This window comes from Rhodococcus sp. IEGM 1372 (assembly GCF_030056835.1).
Taxonomy (GTDB): Bacteria; Actinomycetota; Actinomycetes; order Mycobacteriales; family Mycobacteriaceae; genus Rhodococcoides.
Genome location: NZ_JASHKS010000003.1, coordinates 399,532 through 416,523, shown reverse-complemented (window position 1 = coordinate 416,523; position 16,992 = coordinate 399,532). Strand labels below are relative to the sequence as shown.

The 16,992-nt window shown below is 65.0% G+C and carries 18 protein-coding genes and 4 tRNA genes; 10 read left to right on the top strand and 12 right to left on the bottom strand.

Going from position 1 to position 16,992, the window contains the following annotated elements:
* Positions 1-41: 41 nt before the first annotated feature.
* From QM590_RS06400 to QM590_RS06380, 5 genes are all read right to left on the bottom strand, one after another.
* Complete coding sequence (locus tag QM590_RS06400) at positions 42-854, bottom strand: polysaccharide pyruvyl transferase family protein (protein WP_269594207.1); 813 nt, start codon at positions 852-854, stop codon at positions 42-44.
* Positions 855-974: 120 nt separating this feature from the next.
* Positions 975-1,403 carry a peptide-methionine (R)-S-oxide reductase MsrB gene (gene msrB / locus QM590_RS06395; RefSeq protein ID WP_269594206.1) on the bottom strand — a complete coding sequence of 143 codons (429 nt, stop codon included), beginning with the start codon at positions 1,401-1,403 and terminating at the stop codon, positions 975-977.
* A 27-nt stretch (positions 1,404-1,430) separates the two neighbouring features.
* Positions 1,431-2,669 (bottom strand): glycosyltransferase family 87 protein, encoded by a 1,239-nt coding sequence (locus QM590_RS06390; RefSeq protein WP_068050607.1) that lies wholly within the window; start codon positions 2,667-2,669, stop codon positions 1,431-1,433.
* A 63-nt stretch (positions 2,670-2,732) separates the two neighbouring features.
* Positions 2,733-4,295 carry an alpha/beta hydrolase gene (locus QM590_RS06385; protein ID WP_269594205.1) on the bottom strand — a complete coding sequence of 521 codons (1,563 nt, stop codon included), beginning with the start codon at positions 4,293-4,295 and terminating at the stop codon, positions 2,733-2,735.
* Positions 4,296-4,341: 46 nt separating this feature from the next.
* Positions 4,342-5,130: a pyrimidine reductase family protein gene (locus tag QM590_RS06380; protein WP_269594204.1), complete on the bottom strand. Its 789-nt coding sequence runs from the start codon at positions 5,128-5,130 to the stop codon at positions 4,342-4,344.
* A 34-nt stretch (positions 5,131-5,164) separates the two neighbouring features.
* On the opposite strand from QM590_RS06380, the gene zapE reads away from it, so the two are divergent.
* Complete coding sequence (zapE, locus tag QM590_RS06375) at positions 5,165-6,178, top strand: cell division protein ZapE (RefSeq protein WP_094641984.1); 1,014 nt, start codon at positions 5,165-5,167, stop codon at positions 6,176-6,178.
* Between the two features lie 7 nt (positions 6,179-6,185).
* Here the strand turns inward: zapE and QM590_RS06370 are convergent, their stop codons facing one another.
* The 7 genes from QM590_RS06370 to QM590_RS06340 form a co-directional block, all read right to left on the bottom strand.
* Positions 6,186-6,713: a GNAT family N-acetyltransferase gene (locus QM590_RS06370; protein ID WP_283278995.1), complete on the bottom strand. Its 528-nt coding sequence runs from the start codon at positions 6,711-6,713 to the stop codon at positions 6,186-6,188.
* Positions 6,710-7,162, bottom strand: a complete 453-nt coding sequence (locus QM590_RS06365; protein WP_269594202.1) for a hypothetical protein — start codon at positions 7,160-7,162, stop codon at positions 6,710-6,712. The genes QM590_RS06370 and QM590_RS06365 overlap by 4 nt, the downstream gene beginning before the upstream one ends.
* A 16-nt stretch (positions 7,163-7,178) precedes the next feature.
* Positions 7,179-7,886 (bottom strand): alpha/beta hydrolase family protein, encoded by a 708-nt coding sequence (locus QM590_RS06360; protein WP_269594201.1) that lies wholly within the window; start codon positions 7,884-7,886, stop codon positions 7,179-7,181.
* Positions 7,879-8,172 (bottom strand): hypothetical protein, encoded by a 294-nt coding sequence (locus QM590_RS06355; protein WP_269594199.1) that lies wholly within the window; start codon positions 8,170-8,172, stop codon positions 7,879-7,881. The genes QM590_RS06360 and QM590_RS06355 overlap by 8 nt, the downstream gene beginning before the upstream one ends.
* 126 nt (positions 8,173-8,298) lie before the next feature.
* Positions 8,299-8,373, bottom strand: a tRNA-Val gene (locus QM590_RS06350).
* A gap of 37 nt (positions 8,374-8,410) precedes the next feature.
* Positions 8,411-8,481 (bottom strand) — tRNA-Cys (locus QM590_RS06345).
* A gap of 17 nt (positions 8,482-8,498) precedes the next feature.
* A tRNA-Gly gene (locus tag QM590_RS06340) sits at positions 8,499-8,570 on the bottom strand.
* A gap of 242 nt (positions 8,571-8,812) precedes the next feature.
* On the opposite strand from QM590_RS06340, the gene QM590_RS06335 reads away from it, so the two are divergent.
* The 9 genes from QM590_RS06335 to pdxS all read left to right on the top strand — a co-directional run bounded on the left by QM590_RS06335 (position 8,813) and on the right by pdxS (position 16,987).
* Positions 8,813-8,884: transfer RNA gene (locus tag QM590_RS06335), tRNA-Val, on the top strand.
* Positions 8,885-9,000: 116 nt separating this feature from the next.
* Entirely contained in the window at positions 9,001-9,402 is a 402-nt protein-coding gene (locus tag QM590_RS06330; RefSeq protein ID WP_269594246.1) for a TIGR02611 family protein, read from the top strand.
* Between the two features lie 102 nt (positions 9,403-9,504).
* Positions 9,505-11,565, top strand: coding sequence for a threonine--tRNA ligase (gene thrS / locus QM590_RS06325; RefSeq protein ID WP_149406036.1), 2,061 nt, complete (start codon positions 9,505-9,507; stop codon positions 11,563-11,565).
* Between the two features lie 2 nt (positions 11,566-11,567).
* Entirely contained in the window at positions 11,568-12,110 is a 543-nt protein-coding gene (locus QM590_RS06320; protein WP_032397953.1) for an ATP adenylyltransferase, read from the top strand.
* Positions 12,111-12,135: 25 nt separating this feature from the next.
* The gene (gene pgsA, locus QM590_RS06315; RefSeq protein WP_068050599.1) at positions 12,136-12,819 is read left to right on the top strand and encodes a phosphatidylinositol phosphate synthase; all 684 of its coding nucleotides are present in this window, start codon (positions 12,136-12,138) and stop codon (positions 12,817-12,819) included.
* A complete protein-coding gene (locus QM590_RS06310) occupies positions 12,816-13,721 on the top strand; it encodes a phosphatidylinositol mannoside acyltransferase (protein WP_068050598.1) in 906 nt (301 codons plus the stop codon). Before pgsA ends, QM590_RS06310 begins: the two co-directional genes overlap by 4 nt.
* Positions 13,718-14,842: a glycosyltransferase family 4 protein gene (locus QM590_RS06305; RefSeq protein WP_269594198.1), complete on the top strand. Its 1,125-nt coding sequence runs from the start codon at positions 13,718-13,720 to the stop codon at positions 14,840-14,842. The genes QM590_RS06310 and QM590_RS06305 overlap by 4 nt, the downstream gene beginning before the upstream one ends.
* Positions 14,842-15,867: an NUDIX hydrolase gene (locus QM590_RS06300; protein ID WP_269594197.1), complete on the top strand. Its 1,026-nt coding sequence runs from the start codon at positions 14,842-14,844 to the stop codon at positions 15,865-15,867. Before QM590_RS06305 ends, QM590_RS06300 begins: the two co-directional genes overlap by 1 nt.
* 178 nt (positions 15,868-16,045) lie before the next feature.
* Positions 16,046-16,987: a pyridoxal 5'-phosphate synthase lyase subunit PdxS gene (gene pdxS, locus QM590_RS06295; RefSeq protein WP_082899040.1), complete on the top strand. Its 942-nt coding sequence runs from the start codon at positions 16,046-16,048 to the stop codon at positions 16,985-16,987.
* Positions 16,988-16,992: the final 5 nt, after the last annotated feature.

The window sequence follows — 16,992 nt, the reverse complement described above, 5'->3', positions numbered from 1 at the left end:
CGCGGCGCGCGATGTTCGGCTTCGTTGTCGGTCTGCTGAATTCAGGCCGTACAGCGCGGCGCGAACGGAAAAGCGGCGATCAGATTGTCCTGGATTTCCGTCAGATTCGGGACCGGTCGATATTCGCTGCGAAGCTGCGCGATCTTGTCGTGATCGCGCGCGAGGTCCGACGAATGCTGAACTGCTTCTCGGTCGAAAACGGAGTAGTAGTCGTCGAATTTGTATCCGTTGCCGCCGATATCCTGCGTCAGCTCTATCCACGCGTTGGGGATGCCGAAGGAGTCAGCGACGATCAAGCCATGCAGACTCGTGGACATCACGAAGTCGCATGCGGTGATGTCGGCGATGACCTTGGCCGGCTTTCGGGACGGGTCGATCAACGTCACGTTCTTTTCTCGCGCAAGCGCGAGCACTACGGGATCCTTCTTGTGCACCCAGTGGTAGACGAGACCGATTCGACCAGGTACCCGCGGGGAGCGTGAATAGACCCTGTTCGCCAACAGCCCGGGGTCCCCGACCGCGACCTTGCGCTCGGACTTGATGCGATTCGATGACAGATGCCCGCGCACAGCGTAGAAGTCGAAGTCGGGGTAGCTGAAGTCTTTTTCGTGGGCAGTCTCGCTGAGCATGAATCCCGAACCCCAGACCTTGAGATCCTTCCGCGCCTGCATGAGCTGGACCATTTCGAGAGTGGAACCTGCCCCGATCATGTCGCTTCGCTTCGCACGACGCCAGGAACATTTCTGCCCGAACAGTGATTTCACCAGTTCGGGCGTCAATTCGTCGCCGAAATTGGGTCTGACGCCGGTGAGTTTTACCTGACGCCACCAGAATGTCTTGATCGAAGTGGCCATGACAGCAAATTTACCTTATGCATAGGTAATCAAAGGTAAATTTACCGGTCTGGGCTCCATTTCGACGAATCTGTAGCTCGTGGCGCGTTCAGCGCGGCGACATCCGAGTGTCCTGTCCGATCAGGATGCGGGCTTGAGCGTCAACGAGATCGAGTTGATGCAGTACCGCTGATCGGTCGGGGTGGGGTAACCCTCGCCCTCGAAGACGTGCCCGAGGTGGCTGTGGCAGCTGCGGCAGACGACCTCGATGCGGCGCATTCCCAGCGTGGTGTCTTCCTTCAGGATGACGGCGTCGCTGTCGGCCGGGTCGAAGAAGGACGGCCAGCCGCAGTGGGACTCGAACTTCTCGGTGCTGCGGAACAATTCGGCTCCGCAGGCGCGGCACTCGTAGATACCTTCGGTGGTGGTGTCGGTGTATTCGCCTACGCCGGGGCGTTCGGTGCCTGCCTGCCGCAGCACCGCATACTCCTCGGGGGTCAGCTTCTCGCGCCACTGTGCGTCGGTGAGCTGGACGGGAGGGGCAGAATTGTTGTCGGTAGCTGAACTCATGCTCACACGCTAATACGATTTGTCGGGCTATGCCGTTTTCGCAGGTGGAGCGCTCGGCAGCAGGTAGCTCGGTTCGATTCCGTCGTCGAGTCGTCCTTCGCTTCGGGCGGCGAAATAGCGTCCGACGAGCACGCCGAAGATGACGACGATGAGCAGGGCCCAACCGAAAGTGGTGCGCAGGTAGTCCAAGGCGCGCCCGGTTTCGATCCAGCGCCCCGACAGCCATCGGTCGTAGTTCATGAACCCGTAGATCGCGAGCCAGGCGGGCCAGTTGCGCAGCAGCGAGTTCTTCAGCACGACGGTCATCAGCAGCGGGAACAGCATCATGGAGTAGTACATCTGACCCAGCGAGCCCAACAACCAGTGTGCGGTGAGGATCAAGCCCGAGGTGGTCGCGAAGAAGAACAGACGGTCCTCGCGGCAGTATCGGTAGAGCAGCCACAGTGAGATCAGAACCATGATTCCCAGAACCGCTCGGATTCCGAGGGTGAGGAGTTCGGGAACACCGTAGTACCGGCCGTTACCGACGACGGCGCTGTTGAAGTAGTCGCGGGTCTGCAGCAGATACGGCAGTGTCCGGTCGATGAAGTTCATCGGATCCACCGACAGCGGCCAGGCGATGGCCATCATCACGACGGGGATGGCGATCGAGGTGATGAAGACCTTCCATTGACGCGTCATCAGCGGCAGCAACAGCAGCGGGGCGAGCATCGGCTTGATCGCCAGAGTCAGCCCCATGGCGACACCGGCCGACAGGTCCTTGCGCTGGAGGAGGAACCCGAGGAAAGCAACCTCGCCGAGGAGTACGAAGCCGTTGAAGTTGGTGAACACCAACGTGTTGGTCACTGTTTCGCTGACGAAGGCGGCCAGCAGCAGCGCGGGGGCCGCGACCGAATCGAGCCGGAATCCGAAGATGCGCAACAAGATGTACAGGGCCAGCAGTATCGCGACCGTACTGGCGATGATGAACAGCCAGCGGGATCGCTCGGGGTCGATGACGGCGATGGGGGAGAGCAGCATCGTCGCGCTCGGTTGATACAGGTAGTGCGGATCGACCGAGTCGAAGTTCGCCGTGTACACCGGCTGGCGGTTGAGGAATGCCAAGGCGGCGCTGTACACCGGGTTGAAATCGTTGGTGATGTCTCCGTTGACGGCTTTGATCACCACGCGCTGGATGACGGTCATGATGGCGATCGGCCACAGGGCGTACTTGATTACCTCGGCGGTCGTCCGCCCTGACCGCGGCTCCAGAAAGCTAAGTGACACCCGGGAACGGTACCCGAGGCGGTCACCGCACCGGCGAAGGACACCCCGCGATGCGTACCCGACTCAGGCGGGGCAGACGGTGCCGTCGGTCGGAAGCGCGGTGTCGCGTGCGTAGTTCACCGCGGCGCCCTGCAGACACTGAGATCCGCCCAGACTCGGATGCCCGCTGCCCTGCCACGCGGCCGAGGCGACGGCCGCACCGGTTGCCCCGACCAACCCGGTGACCGAGGACAGCCCGCCGTTGCCGACGATCGGATCGCCTGCGTTGGCCAGCACCAACACCGGGACGTCCAGGGAGGTGGGCAGCGGAGTCGACGGCGCAGTCGGCCAGGACGAGCACAGTAGAGCCGTCAGGGCAGCGTCGGTGCCGTAGATCGGATAGCGGTCGGTCCACTGCGACGACAGGTCGCGAACGCCCTGCGGCGACGGCCACTGTTGGCCGTCCGTGCACCGGGACACGAACTGACCGTCGGTGCCGTAGGCGTTCCGACCCCGCTCGGCGAGCGCGGCCAGCGCGGTGGTGTCGGACCCGGCGGCCGAGGACAGGGCGGTGGAGAGCCCGGTGGCGCGGGACGACGCGTCGCCTGCGGTGGATGCCAGGGCGAAGGTGATGCCGTCGAGAATCTCGTGCGTGGACAGCGGCGAGAATTCGCCACCGGCGGCGCGTAGGAGCAGCTGGGCGACGGCCGCCGTCGGATCGCTGCCGAGGGAGCAGTTCAGCGCGACGCATCGCTGCGCGAACGCCGCGAAGGCTGCTTCCTTGCCCTGTGTCCGTTGCTCGGCCAACGTGATCTGGTCGGCGCCGACTCCGGTCGGTGAATCGAGGATCAGACGCGAGATGTTGGCCGGAAACTTCGCTGCGTAGGCCAACGCGGTGAGCGCGCCGTTGCCCGATCCGATCAGGCCTATCTGTTCCACACCCCAGAGTTGCCGCAGGCGGTCCAGATCGTCCGCCGCGTAGGTGGTTCCGAACGCGAGTTCCTGCGGTTGCAACGTGTCGGTGCACTCGATCGTGGCGTCACGACCGGCGTCGACGGCGCGGTCGACCGTGTCGGCATCGGACCTGGTGAACTGCCCCAGCGCGTCGACCTCCGTTTTTGTCTCTGCGTCGATGCAGTCCACGGCAGTGGATCGGCCGATGCCGCGTCGATCCACCGCGACGATGGGATGAGCCTCGAGCAGCGTCGCGAGCGGACCGGCGGCCATCGTGGCCAACGTGGCCGTCGAGGACCGATCGGAGCCGGAGGTGAACACCAGCGGGCCCGCATCGGCCGGCGTCCGATCGAGGCGGGCACGCAATGCACCGACGGCGAAGGTGCCGAACATCTGTCCACTCGCATCGACGTCGGCTTCGTATTCTGCGCATTCGAGTGTCAGGCCGGGAGTGGTGGCGGTGAGCCCGAACGTCCCGAGTGTGGCTGCGGTGCAGTCGGCCCAGGCGAGATCGGTGGCCGGAACGGCAAGTGCGACCGGTTCCGGTGGCGCTTCTGCCGAGGACTCGGCGGGCTGACCGGGTGAGCGTTGTTCCACCGCGACGTCGGGTCGGATCGACGGGCCGGCACCACAGGCCGCGCACATCGTGGCGAGGACGAGGACCGCGGCGAGCAACGTTGATTTCTGCGTCACCGTGCGAGGCTATCGACTTTTCGATCGATGCCGGGCCGCGCACTGCTCATGGCCGACGCACCCAGCGCGTGAGCAGCGTTCCGTCGGCATCGCCCAGAACGTGTACCCGGTGCATCGGCGCGTCGGCGGCGTCGGATGCGTGGGCGATACGACCCGCCTCGCCGGCGACCAGCATTGGCGAGATCGTCAGACACAGATCGTCCGCCGCCCCGTCGGACACGAGCTGTCCGAACAGTCCCGGTCCGCCCTCGCACAGGATGCGGCGAAATCCGAGGTCGCTCAGTGTCGCGACGATGTCGCCGGTCGAGACCGATTCGCCGGTCACCTCGATCACCGTCGCTCCTGCTGCCCGAAGCGCGGCCACCTTCGAGCCGTCCGCCGCCGCCGAGGTCAGCACCACCGGCTGCACTTCGGTGTCGGTGATCAATCGAGAGTCCGCGTCGATCGAACCGGAGGCGGTGACCACGACGATCGTCGGAACCGGTGCCAGCCCGGCCGCTACTCGACGTGCCTTCGCTTCGGTGGACAGCGAGACGCCGCCGTAGTTCTCGGCGCGCGCGGTTCCGGCACCGACCAGGACGGCGTCGCACAGTTCTCGCAGGATGCCGAACAGGCGGGCGTCGGCGGGGGTTCCCAGGCCCGCCGACTTACCGTTCGCGGTCACCGATCCGTCGATGCTGGCGACGAAGTTCGTGCGAATCCACGGTCGGTCCACGTCGGTGGGATACGCGTGCAGGGCGCGGACGGCATCGTCGTCGAGTGTCGATCCGACGCTGGGCACGGACTCGGGTGCCTGCTCCGATGTGAAGTAGGTCCCAATATGGAGAAGCTGCATGAGAGAGATCAGACCACGTCGTTACGCTCGGCAAATGCCCGCACGCCTTGTCGACCGAAATCCCGTGGTTCCATCCGATCAGCTGATCGCGCAGATGGTCCCGCCGGCGATGTTCGACGACGTCAGTTTCTCGTCGTACATTCCCGACCCCAAGGAGCCGACGCAGGCTGCTGCGGTTGCGAAGGCCGAGGAGTTCGCGAGCAAGGTGCAGAAGATCCGCGGCAAGGGCAAGCGCGGTCTCTTCGGTAAGAAGACCCCGGCCATCGGTGCAGGCCTGTACCTCGACGGCGGCTTCGGTGTCGGCAAGACTCACTTGCTCGCCTCGATCTATCACAGCGTTCCCGAGCCCAAGGCGTTCGGCACGTTCGTCGAACTCACCCACGTGGTCGGTGCTCTCGGCTTCAACAAGGCACTCGAGGAACTCTCGAGCCACAGCGTGCTGTGCATCGACGAGTTCGAGCTCGACGATCCCGGCGACACGATGTTGGTCTCGCGGTTGCTCTCCGAGCTCTCGCAGCGCGGGGTATCCATCGTCGCGACGTCCAACACCCTGCCCGGGCAGCTCGGTGAGGGGCGCTTCGCCGCCGAGGACTTCATGCGGGAGATCAAGAAACTCGGCTCCATCTTCGAGTCCATCCGGGTCGACGGTCCCGACTACCGCCACCGCGATCTACCTCCGGCTCCCGAGCCCACCTCGGAGTCCGAGCTGATCGACCGCGCCGATACCGTCGAGGGTGCAACCCTGGACGATTTCGACGAGCTGCTGGCGCATCTGAGCACGTTGCACCCCTCCCGCTACGGCAAGTTGCTCGACGGCATTCCGGCAGTGTTCCTGAAGAACGTGCACCCGGCATCGGATCAGGCCATCGCTCTGCGCCTGGTGGTCCTCGCCGACCGCCTGTACGACGCGGGCATCCCGGTGACGGCCTCGGGCGGCAAGCTCGACGAGATCTTCACCGAGGAGATGCTGGCCGGCGGTTACCGCAAGAAGTACCTGCGCGCCACCTCGCGTCTGCTGGCACTGTCTCGTTTCGCTGCAGTCGGCTGAGCGGTCGTCACAGCCTCACCTGCATGACGTAATCGTCGTGCGTCTGGACGCCGACGACGAACGTCTTGGTGCCCACGATCTCGAATCCGTGTTTGGCGTAGAACTTCTGCGCCCGCACGTTCTGCTGGTTGACGCCCAACCATGCTGTCGCACAACCGGAGTGGCGTGCATGGTCGAGTGACGACGACATCAATCGCCCCGCGGCCCCGCTGCCGTGCTGGGTCGGCTGCACGTAGAGCTTGCTGACTTCCATGGTGGGCTCGGGCGAGAGTGTCGCGCGAATTCCGGGGTCCGCAGGCGGCCCGGATACGAGCATCGCGTAGCCCACGACGTCGGCATCGGCTGTCTCGTCGATCAGCACCGTTCTGGTTGCGTCGGCGATGTAGTTCTCGAAGTGCTCGGCCGACAACACGTTCGAGACGAACTGCTCGATGTCCTCGGGCCGGGTTCCCGGCGGGCAGGCGAGGGGAAAGGTCGACGCGGCCACTTCGGCGACGCGACGTGCATCGGCACGTGCTGCCACGCGCACGGTCACAGCAGATCGACCGCGTTCTTGGCATCGCGCAACGACAGCCCGGTTCGGTCGCGCAGCAGTTTGATGGCAGAGATCGCTTTACCCTCGGATTTCAGTGACTGCAATCGCGGGATCAGATCGTCCCAGGGTGTCGGACCGGATTGTGCGGCGTCGACGATGGTGGCGGAGGACGGAAACGGCTCGCCGCGTTGGACGCTCTCGATCGCGCTCTTCGCGTCGGCGAGTCCGGCACCCGTTCGTTCACGAAAGACCTTGATGGCCTGAACCTTCTTGTTCGCGGCCAGTAGCGAATGAATGTCTGCGCGGGCGCTCTCGTCGAGACCGATGAGCCTGATGTTGCGCGAGGTCTCCGGGGACGAGCCTGGCTTCTTGCGGGCCAACAGCCACGCCGCGAGCACTGCAGCATCGACGAGGACCAACGCCACGATGAACCATCCCCAGGTCGGCATGCCTTAGTAGACCACTTCAGCGCGACGGGTCGAAGAGCGGGACGACAACCGACGAATCGGACGTCGGGGCACCGAACAGCGAGGCGGCTCCGGCAAGGGTTTTCGTCGCTGCGTCGTACTTCATCGGAGCAAGATCGTGGCCCGCGCCCTCGATGTCGACGAGCTCGGTGGGGGCCGGCACGAGCGCGAGCGCAGCGCTCAATTCGGTCGTGGTGCCGAAAGGATCCTTCGTGCCGTGCACCACCACCGTCGGTGTTCGAAGTTCGGGAAGGTGTTGTGTACGAGCCTTGTCCGGCTTGCCCGGCGGGTGTAGGGGATAGGAGGTCAGGACGAGTCCGTCGACGAGACCCGGTCGCTCGGCCGCGATCATCGAGCCCTGCCTGCCACCGTAGGAATGCCCACCGAATGCGATGAATCCAGAGGTCTCGGCGCGGAGGCGGTCGACGGCCGACGCGATTCCGAGCCGATCCTCGGCCGCCCTCGACGGGTGCGGCGGCCCCTTGGGTTTGCGTACTCGAAACGGAAGGTCGAAACGCAGGACCGTGAATCCGGCTGCCGCCCATGCCGACGCGATGCGCTGCAGCAGCGGCGACTCGCAGTTGCCGCCCGCACCGTGCGTGAGAGCGAGGCCGCCTCGTGACGGTATGGAGGGTGTGTGCAGAAATGCGACGCCCCCGCCGAGATCGATGTCGGCGGGGGCGTCGGGACCATCGAGTTCAGGCATCGTTCGAGGACGTTACCTTTTCCTGGGTGTCGGCGTGATCGGTGTCAGCAGAGCCGTCTGAGCCGTCGGAGTCGGTGGACTCCCGGTCATCGGCGTCCACCATCTCGCCGTTGTCGTCGACCATGTCCGCGAAGGCGGTCCCGGCGACGGTGCCGTTGGTTCCCGGCAGTGCGACGGTGGGCCGGGCACCGGGTCGATAGCGATCGTCGAGGCCCTCCACGGACTTCTTCGCCTCCTCCAGGGTGGCGTCGTCGACTGTGGGTTCGCTCTGAGCATCGTCCGACACGTGTGTGTCCTTCCATCGAAGTGTGTGCGTCGTCTCCACTGTGCACTTCTATGGCGCGAATCACCACAATTGATTCGTGAAGCACAAAAAAGACCCCCTCGAAAGGGGGCCTGATTTGTCTTGCTGTGGTGCGCGATACTGGGATTGAACCAGTGACCTCTTCCGTGTCAGGGAAGCGCTCTCCCGCTGAGCTAATCGCGCGTGTCCTCGCAACGGTCTTGCGACCGATGCACTAGCGAGGTGGAGACGGGAATCGAACCCGTGTGCACGGCTTTGCAGGCCGTTGCCTCACCACTCGGCCACTCCACCATGGGTCGAGACCCTCGAGCGGATGACGGGATTCGAACCCGCGACCCTCACCTTGGCAAGGTGATGCGCTACCACTGCGCCACATCCGCATACCCCGGAGGCGCTCACTGCTGGGCAGTTGTTGTCTCCGTGGTGCGGGGAAAACATTAACCCAACGGGAGTGAAACTCACAAATCTCGTGGTCAGCCCCGGAATTCGAACGATCGGCGCTGTGAAAGATGTGAAAGCAGAGGCGATGGGAGCCCTGCGGAGGCAGTCCGTGGACGAATTCGGTGATCGGGCAGGCGATTCGGTTCGTCGCGGCACCTCGTGTTAATGTTTTGCCTCGTTCGGTCCCGTGGCTCAGTGGGAGAGCGTCCGCTTCACACGCGGAAGGTCGCTGGTTCGATCCCAGCCGGGACCACAGAAAAGAAGGCCCGCACCGCCCGTCGGTGCGGGCCTTCTTGCGTTCGAGGCCGGTAACCTGAGCCGGTGAGCACCGAAGAATCGAAGCCGCAGGCCGTCGCCGACCAGGGTCCGATGGACACAGCAAAGGTGAACCACCGTCGCTTCCGGGCGCGCATCGCCGAGAACAAGTCCCTCGATCTCGCGTACCGAATCACGGTCGGTGTCGTCGGAACAGTGGTGTTGGTGCTGGGTGTACTCGCCATTCCCTACCCGGGGCCCGGCTGGTTGATCGTGTTTGCCGGCCTGGGCATCCTGGCGTCGGAATTCGCCTGGGCCAAGAGTGCGCTGCGGTTCGTCCGCAAGAGATACGACGCGTTCATGGCGTGGTTCTCGAAGCAATCGATGTTCGTCAAGGGTCTCGGAGTTCTGTTCACCACGGTCGTCGTGCTGGCAACGCTGTGGCTGCTCGGCACGTTCGCGTTGGTCGGGGGCTGGATCGGACTCGAGTGGACGTGGCTCGAGAGCCCGATCTGACGTCACCCGTCGCGCTGAGGCCAATCGAGTGGACCGTTGCCGATAGGCTGTCGGAGGCCTTCCTGGCCAGAAGAACCGATCGAGGAGTACATCGCTGTGAGCATGCCCGTTGTCGCCGCCGTTTCGCCCGCCCGCATCATGGTGCCGGCCGGAACCACGGCAGGTACGGCGCTCCGCGAGACCGGCCTGCCCAACAAGGGACCCGACGCTGTGGTCGTGGTACGCGATCCCGACGGCAAGCTCCGTGACCTGTCGTGGGCACCGGAGGGCGACACCGAGGTCGAACCCGTTCCGGCGAACACCGAGGACGGACGAAGCGTCATCAGGCATTCGGCCGCGCACGTGTTGGCGCAGGCCGTTCAAGAGCTTTTTCCCGACGCCAAGCTGGGCATCGGACCGTTCATCAAGGACGGCTTCTATTACGACTTCGACGTGAAGCAGCCGTTCACTCCCGAGGATCTGACGGCACTCGAGAAGAAGATGAAGCAGATCGTCAAAGCCGGACAGCGCTTTTCGCGTCGGGTGTACGAGTCGGTGGAGCAGGCCCGCGAGGAGTTGGCCGGCGAGCCGTACAAGCTCGAGCTGATCGACGACAAGTCCGGCATCGACGATCCCGAGGTCATGGAGGTCGGTGGGGGAGAGCTGACCGCCTACGACAACCTCAATCCCCGGACCGGCGAGCGGATCTGGGGCGATCTGTGCCGCGGACCGCACATCCCCACCACCAAGTACGTGCCCGCGTTCAAGCTCACCCGTAGTTCGGCTGCGTACTGGCGCGGCAATCAGGACAACGCCGGACTGCAGCGCATCTACGGAACTGCGTGGGAATCCACCGAAGCGCTCGACGCGCATCTCGAACTGCTGGCCGAGGCGGAGCGTCGCGATCACCGCAAGCTCGGCTCCGAGCTGGACCTGTTCAGCTTTCCCGACGAACTGGGCTCCGGTCTGCCGGTGTTCCACCCCAAGGGTGGCATCATCCGGAACGAGCTGGAGAACTACTCGCGGCAGCGGCACATCGAAGAGGGCTACGAGTTCGTCAACACCCCGCACATCACCAAGGGCCATCTCTACGAGGTCTCGGGTCACCTCGACTGGTACCGGGACGGCATGTTCCCGGCGATGCACCTGGACGCCGAGCTCGACGAGAACGGTGACGTGCGCAAGCCCGGCCAGGACTACTACCTCAAGCCGATGAACTGCCCGATGCACAACCTGATCTTCCGTTCCCGCGGCCGCTCGTACCGAGAACTGCCGTTGCGTTTGTTCGAGTTCGGCTCGGTCTACCGCTACGAGAAGTCCGGCGTCATCCACGGTCTCACCCGTGTGCGCGGCATGACCCAGGACGACGCGCACATCTTCTGCACCCGCGAGCAGATGCGCGGCGAGCTCACCAGCACCCTCGAATTCGTGCTCGGGCTGCTCAAGGACTACGGCCTCGACGATTTCTACCTCGAACTCTCCACTCGCAACCCGGAGAAGTCGGTCGGCAGCGACGAGGTCTGGGAAGAGGCAACCAACACCCTCGCCGAGGTGGCGGCGGCGTCGGGCCTGAACCTGGTGCCCGATCCGGGTGGTGCCGCGTTCTACGGACCGAAGATCTCGGTGCAGGCCAAGGATGCGCTGGGGCGTACCTGGCAGATGTCGACCATTCAGCTCGACTTCAACCTGCCCGAGCGCTTCGAGCTCGAATACACCGGCTCGGGCGGAACCAAGGAACGCCCGGTGATGATTCACCGGGCTCTGTTCGGTTCCATCGAGCGCTTCTTCGGGGTGCTCACCGAGCATTACGCAGGCGCGTTCCCGGCCTGGCTCGCACCGGTCCAGGTCGTCGGTATCCCGGTTGCCGAGGTCTACCAGGATCACTTGTTCGCGGTCGTGAACGAGCTGAAGAAGCGGGGAGTGCGCGCCGAGGTCGATGCCAGCGACGACCGGATGCAGAAGAAGATCTTCAACCAGACGGCGCAGAAGGTCCCCTTCATGCTTCTCGCCGGCGAACGCGACGTCGAAGCCGGAGCCGTGAGCTTCCGATTCCGGGACGGCACCCAGGTCAACGGCGTCCCGGTGGCGCAGGCGATCACGGTCGTGACCGACTGGATCTCTCAGCGCAACAACGCATCACCGACCGCCGAGCTCGTGCAGACCGACCCCGCAGGAGTGAGCTGATCATGTCGGAACAGGACGAGTCGATCGTCGTCACCGGGGCCGGTGAGCCCGATCGGCTGCAGCGACTGTGGACACCGCACCGGATGTCCTACATCGCCGAGGCTCCGCAGGGCTCGGCGAAGTCGAACGAGCCGTTCTCCGACATTCCCAAGATGAGCGACGAGGACGGACTCGTCGTCGCACGAGGCGAATCGGTGTACGCGGTACTCAACCTGTACCCCTACAACCCCGGCCACGCGATGATCGTGCCGTACCGCCGCGTCGCGGCACTGGAAGACCTCACACCTGCGGAGAGCGCCGAGTTGATGGCATTCACGCAGCAGATGATTCGCGTCATCAAGCGAGTGTCACGTCCGCACGGCTTCAATGTCGGACTCAATCTCGGTGCTGCCGCGGGCGGATCGCTGGCCGAGCACCTGCATCAGCACATCGTGCCCCGGTGGGGCGGCGACGCGAACTTCATCACCGTGATCAGCGGTGCGAAGGTGATGCCGCAGTTGCTCCGTGACACTCGGGCCCTGCTCGCGTCGGCCTGGAACGAATGAACCACAGGCGAGAGGAGCACGCGCCGTGCTGAGCATTTTCGGCCGTGCGCCGGTGTCGAAGGTGACCGCCCCGCTCGGGCGTGCCCTCAACAGCACCGGGCTGACCCCCAACTCCGTGACGATCATCGGCACCGTCGTCACCGTGACGGCCGCGGTCACGATGTACCCCGCCGGCTACCTGTGGTGGGGTTCGGTCGTCATCACCCTGTTCGTGTTGTTCGACATGCTCGACGGGGCCATGGCGCGGGCACGGGGCGGTGGCACCAAATACGGTGCCGTCCTCGACGCGACGTGCGATCGAGTGGCCGACGGTGCGATCTTCGGCGGCTTGGCCTGGTGGGCGGTGTACTCCGAGCAGGACAAACTACTGCTCGTTGCCACCCTGATCTGTCTGGTCACCTCCCAGGTGATCTCGTACGCCAAGGCACGCGCCGAGGCCAGCGGACTCTCGGCCGACGGGGGGTGGATCGAACGTCCCGATCGCCTGGTCATCGTGCTCGTCGGCGCCGGATTCACCGGCGTCGGACGGCATTTCGACATTCCGTGGTTGGACAGCGTGATCTACCCGGCGATGTGGATTCTCGCCGTGCTCAGTGTCGTGACCGTGTTCCAGCGCGTTCTCGCGGTCCGCGGATCCGAGGGTGCTCGCGACATCATCGTGCCTCCGGTGGCACCGGCATCCGGCGACGGCGACGTGGCCGCGTCGTGAATCTCTCCGACAGGGCGAGCGACGCGGGCTACGCGGCCGGTTGGCGACTCGTCCGTTCTCTACCCGAGCCGGTGGCGCGACGCCTGTTCGATCGCGGTGCCGACTTCGCAGCGACGCGAGGCGGTGGCCCGGACCAGTTGCGTCGCAATCTCGCTCGAGTCCTGGGGACCACTCCCGCCGAGGTGCCCGACGAGCTGATCCGCGACAGCGTTCGCTCCTACGCCCGTTACTGGCGCGAGGCGTTTCGGTTGCCGTCGATGGATCTGGCTGCGCAGGCCGCCGTCATCGATCGGTGCGTGAACGGCAAGGAACATCTCGAGGGTGCACTCGCCGCCGGTAAGGGAGTGGTGCTGGCGTTGCCGCACAGCGGCAATTGGGACATGGCCGGAATGTGGCTGGTGCGCACGCACGGTGGGCTCTCGACCGTCGCCGAACGGCTGAAGCCGGAATCTCTGTACCAGCGATTCGTCGCCTATCGGGAGAGCCTGGGCTTCGAGATCTTTCCGCTCAGCGGCGGCGAGCAACCGCCGCTTCTCGCATTGTCCGAGAGACTGCGCCAGAACAAGGTGGTCTGCCTGCTCGGCGAGAGAGATCTCGCCAAGCACGGAGTGCCGGTCACCTTCTTCGGTGAACCGACCCGGATGCCCGCCGGTGCCGCAAAACTCGCGATCGACACCGGAGCGACGCTGTTGCCGGTACACGGCTATTTCGACGGCGACGGCTGGGGCTTCGACATTTCGCCTGCAGTGGACGTCTCGGCCGGAGTCGGTCCTGCCACCCAGACGTTGGCCGATCATTTCGCTGCCGGCATCCGAGCGCATCCGGCGGATTGGCACATGCTGCAACCGTTGTGGATGAGCGACTGGTCGGCCGAGCGACGTGCCCGAATCGAGGGCGCGTGAAGATCGGTATGGTGTGCCCGTACTCGTTCGACGTTCCCGGTGGAGTGCAGGCGCACGTTCAGCAGCTGGCCGAGGTGTTCATCGAACGCGGTCATCGCGTCAGTGTCCTGGCTCCGGCGTCGGACGACGTCGAGTTGCCGGATTTCGTGGTGTCGGCGGGCGAGGCGCTCGCCATTCCCTACAACGGATCCGTCGCGCGGCTTCGATTCGGGCCGATCACGTATTCCCGAATCCGTAAGTGGATCTCCGACAACGATTTCGACGTGCTGCACATCCACGAACCGAACGCGCCCAGCCTGTCGATGTTGGCGCTCAAGGCCGCGGACGGACCGATCGTGGCAACCTTCCACACCTCGACGACGAAGTCCTTGGTGCTCAGCACCTTTCAGGGTGTGCTGCGGCCGTATCACGAGAAGATCAGCGGACGTATAGCTGTCTCGGAACTCGCCCGACGCTGGCAGGTCGAGGCCCTCGGCTCCGACGCCGTCGAGATCCCCAACGGAGTCGACGTTCCTGCCTTCGCCGACGCCCCTGTGCTGGAAGGCTATCCACGTGCCGGTCGCACGGTGCTCTTCCTCGGCCGCTTCGACGAACCACGCAAGGGAATGGCGGTCCTGCTCGGGGCACTGCCCACCCTCGTCGAATCCCATCCCGACATCGAGATCCTCATCGTCGGCCGCGGCGACGAGGACAAGCTCCGCAAGGACGCAGGCGCACTCGCCTCGCACCTGACGTTCCTGGGGCAGGTGGACGATGCGACCAAGGCATCGGCGATGCGCAGCGCCGACGTCTACTGCGCACCCAACCTCGGCGGTGAGAGCTTCGGCATCGTCCTCGTCGAGGCCATGGCCGCCGGAACTCCGGTGGTGGCAAGCGAACTCGACGCATTCCGGCGGGTGCTCAAGGACGGTACCTGCGGACTGCTGGTTCCGATCGACGATTCCGATGCCGTCGCCGCCGCAGTGACCGCGATCCTCTCCGACGACGCCGTTCGTGCTCGACTCGTCGATGCCGCCTCGGTCGCCGTGGCCGCCTACGACTGGCCCGTCGTCGCCGAGCAGATCCTGCGGGTCTACGAAACCGTCACCCTCGGGGGCCAGAAAGTGCGGGCGGCGAACTGATGACCCTCTCGGCGCTCACGATCCTGGTACTCGGTCTGGTCGCGGTACTGATTCTCGTCGTCGGCCTGTGGGCGTACGGCACGGCGAACCGACTGGACCGCTTGCACGTGCGTACCGACCTTGCCTGGCAGGCACTCGATGCAGCACTGGCCCGCCGCGCCGTCGTCGCGCGAGCGGTGTCCGCTGCCACCCGCGACACGGCCTCGGCGAGCAGAGAACTCGCCGCACTGGCCGATCGGGCCGAACGCGCCGACCGGTCGCAGCGGGAAGAGGCCGAGAACGCGGTGTCCATGGCTCTTGCCGTCGTCGAGCCGAATGCCCTGCCCCCGCAACTGGTCGCCGAACTGGCCGACGCCGAGGCCCGCGTCCTGATCGCACGGCGCTTCCACAACGACGCCGTCCGTGACACTCTGGCGCTGCGGGTGAGACGCCCGGTCCGGTGGTTGCATCTGGGCGGTACCGCGGCCCTGCCGTCGTATTTCGAGATCGCCGAGCGGTCTGCTGCCGCGACGTTCGGCAGCGAGAACAGAGCCACTCAGCGAACATCCGCTCGGGTGGTGCTGCTCGACGAACGGGGCCGCGTTCTGCTGTTGCGCGGACACGATCCGACGGTGCCCGACACCTTCTTCTGGTTCACCATCGGTGGGGCAGTGGAGAAGGGCGAGTCGCTCCGCGAAGCAGCGGTGCGCGAGGTGCACGAGGAAACCGGCCTGAACGTCGCGGCGGCAGATCTGCGCGGTCCACTGTGGCGACGGGTTGCGACGTTCCCGTTCAACGGAACCCTGATCCGTTCCGAGGAACTGTTCTTCGCGATCCGAACGCAGGAGTTCGAGCCGCACAGCGCCGGGTTCACCGATTTCGAGCGCCGCACCGTGACCGGCCATCAGTGGTGCACCGAGGCCGACATCCGTGCGCTCAGCGCTGTCGGCGAGAACGTCTATCCCCAGGACCTCGCGGAACTGCTGGACGAGGTGAACGTGGCTCTCGCTCGACGCGGCGACCCGGACGTGCGCGCTATCCGCTAGCAATCTGGACCCTTTTCGAGCAGTCCAGCAATCATGAAGTGGTTATGGGAAACCGTCGCCAGGAGGCCTACAGTTCTGGGCGCGACTTCGCGCCGCGCGTGATCGATTGCGCGGATGGACGTAGTTGCACATATCAGTCCGGTGCGCCACGAACGGTGCCCAGAACACAGGAGTCGGCTTGAGTACCCCACACGCATCCACTACACCCGCTGGATCTGCCGAAGGCGGTTCGGGCGAGAACGGAATCGGCACCGCGCGCGTCAAGCGGGGGATGGCCGAGATGCTCAAGGGCGGCGTCATCATGGACGTGGTCACCGCCGATCAGGCCAAGATCGCCGAAGACGCCGGAGCGGTTGCCGTCATGGCCCTCGAGCGCGTCCCCGCAGACATTCGCGCTCAGGGTGGGGTGTCGCGGATGAGCGATCCCGACATGATCGACAGCATCATCTCCTCGGTCAGCATCCCGGTGATGGCGAAGGCCCGCATCGGCCACTTCGTCGAAGCGCAGATCCTGCAGAGCCTCGGCGTCGACTACATCGACGAGTCCGAGGTGCTCACCCCGGCCGATTACGCCAACCACATCGACAAGTGGAACTTCACCGTTCCCTTCGTCTGTGGTGCCACCAACCTGGGTGAGGCGATGCGTCGAATCACCGAGGGAGCGGCCATGATTCGCTCCAAGGGCGAGGCCGGGACCGGCGACGTCTCGAACGCGACGACGCACATGCGCAAGATTCGCGACGAGATCCGTCGCCTCACCTCACTTCCCGAGGACGAGCTGTACGTGGCGGCGAAGGAACTGCAGGCCCCGTACGACCTCGTCGTCGAGGTCGCCCGGGCCGGCAAACTGCCCGTCACACTGTTCACCGCCGGTGGCATCGCCACTCCCGCGGACGCAGCGATGATGATGCAGCTCGGTGCCGAGGGCGTGTTCGTCGGATCGGGAATCTTCAAGTCCGGCAACCCCAAGGAGCGCGCCGAGGCGATCGTCAAGGCCACCACGTTCTTCGACGACCCCGATGTGCTCGCCAAGGTCTCCCGCGGTCTCGGTGAGGCCATGGTCGGCATCAACGTCGACGACCTCCCCGTCGGACACCGTCTCGCCGAGCGTGGCTGGTGACGGTT

Bases quoted from the DNA above. Each gene is read 5' to 3' on its own strand.
- QM590_RS06400 (WP_269594207.1), bottom strand. From the start codon at position 854: ATGGCCACTTCGATCAAGACATTCTGGTGGCGTCAGGTAAAACTCACC.
- msrB (WP_269594206.1), bottom strand. From the start codon at position 1,403: ATGAGTTCAGCTACCGACAACAATTCTGCCCCTCCCGTCCAGCTCACC.
- QM590_RS06380 (WP_269594204.1), bottom strand. From the start codon at position 5,130: ATGCAGCTTCTCCATATTGGGACCTACTTCACATCGGAGCAGGCACCC.
- zapE (WP_094641984.1), top strand. From the start codon at position 5,165: ATGCCCGCACGCCTTGTCGACCGAAATCCCGTGGTTCCATCCGATCAG.
- QM590_RS06365 (WP_269594202.1), bottom strand. From the start codon at position 7,162: ATGCCGACCTGGGGATGGTTCATCGTGGCGTTGGTCCTCGTCGATGCT.
- QM590_RS06360 (WP_269594201.1), bottom strand. From the start codon at position 7,886: ATGCCTGAACTCGATGGTCCCGACGCCCCCGCCGACATCGATCTCGGC.
- QM590_RS06330 (WP_269594246.1), top strand. From the start codon at position 9,001: ATGGACACAGCAAAGGTGAACCACCGTCGCTTCCGGGCGCGCATCGCC.
- thrS (WP_149406036.1), top strand. From the start codon at position 9,505: ATGCCCGTTGTCGCCGCCGTTTCGCCCGCCCGCATCATGGTGCCGGCC.
- QM590_RS06320 (WP_032397953.1), top strand. From the start codon at position 11,568: ATGTCGGAACAGGACGAGTCGATCGTCGTCACCGGGGCCGGTGAGCCC.
- QM590_RS06300 (WP_269594197.1), top strand. From the start codon at position 14,842: ATGACCCTCTCGGCGCTCACGATCCTGGTACTCGGTCTGGTCGCGGTA.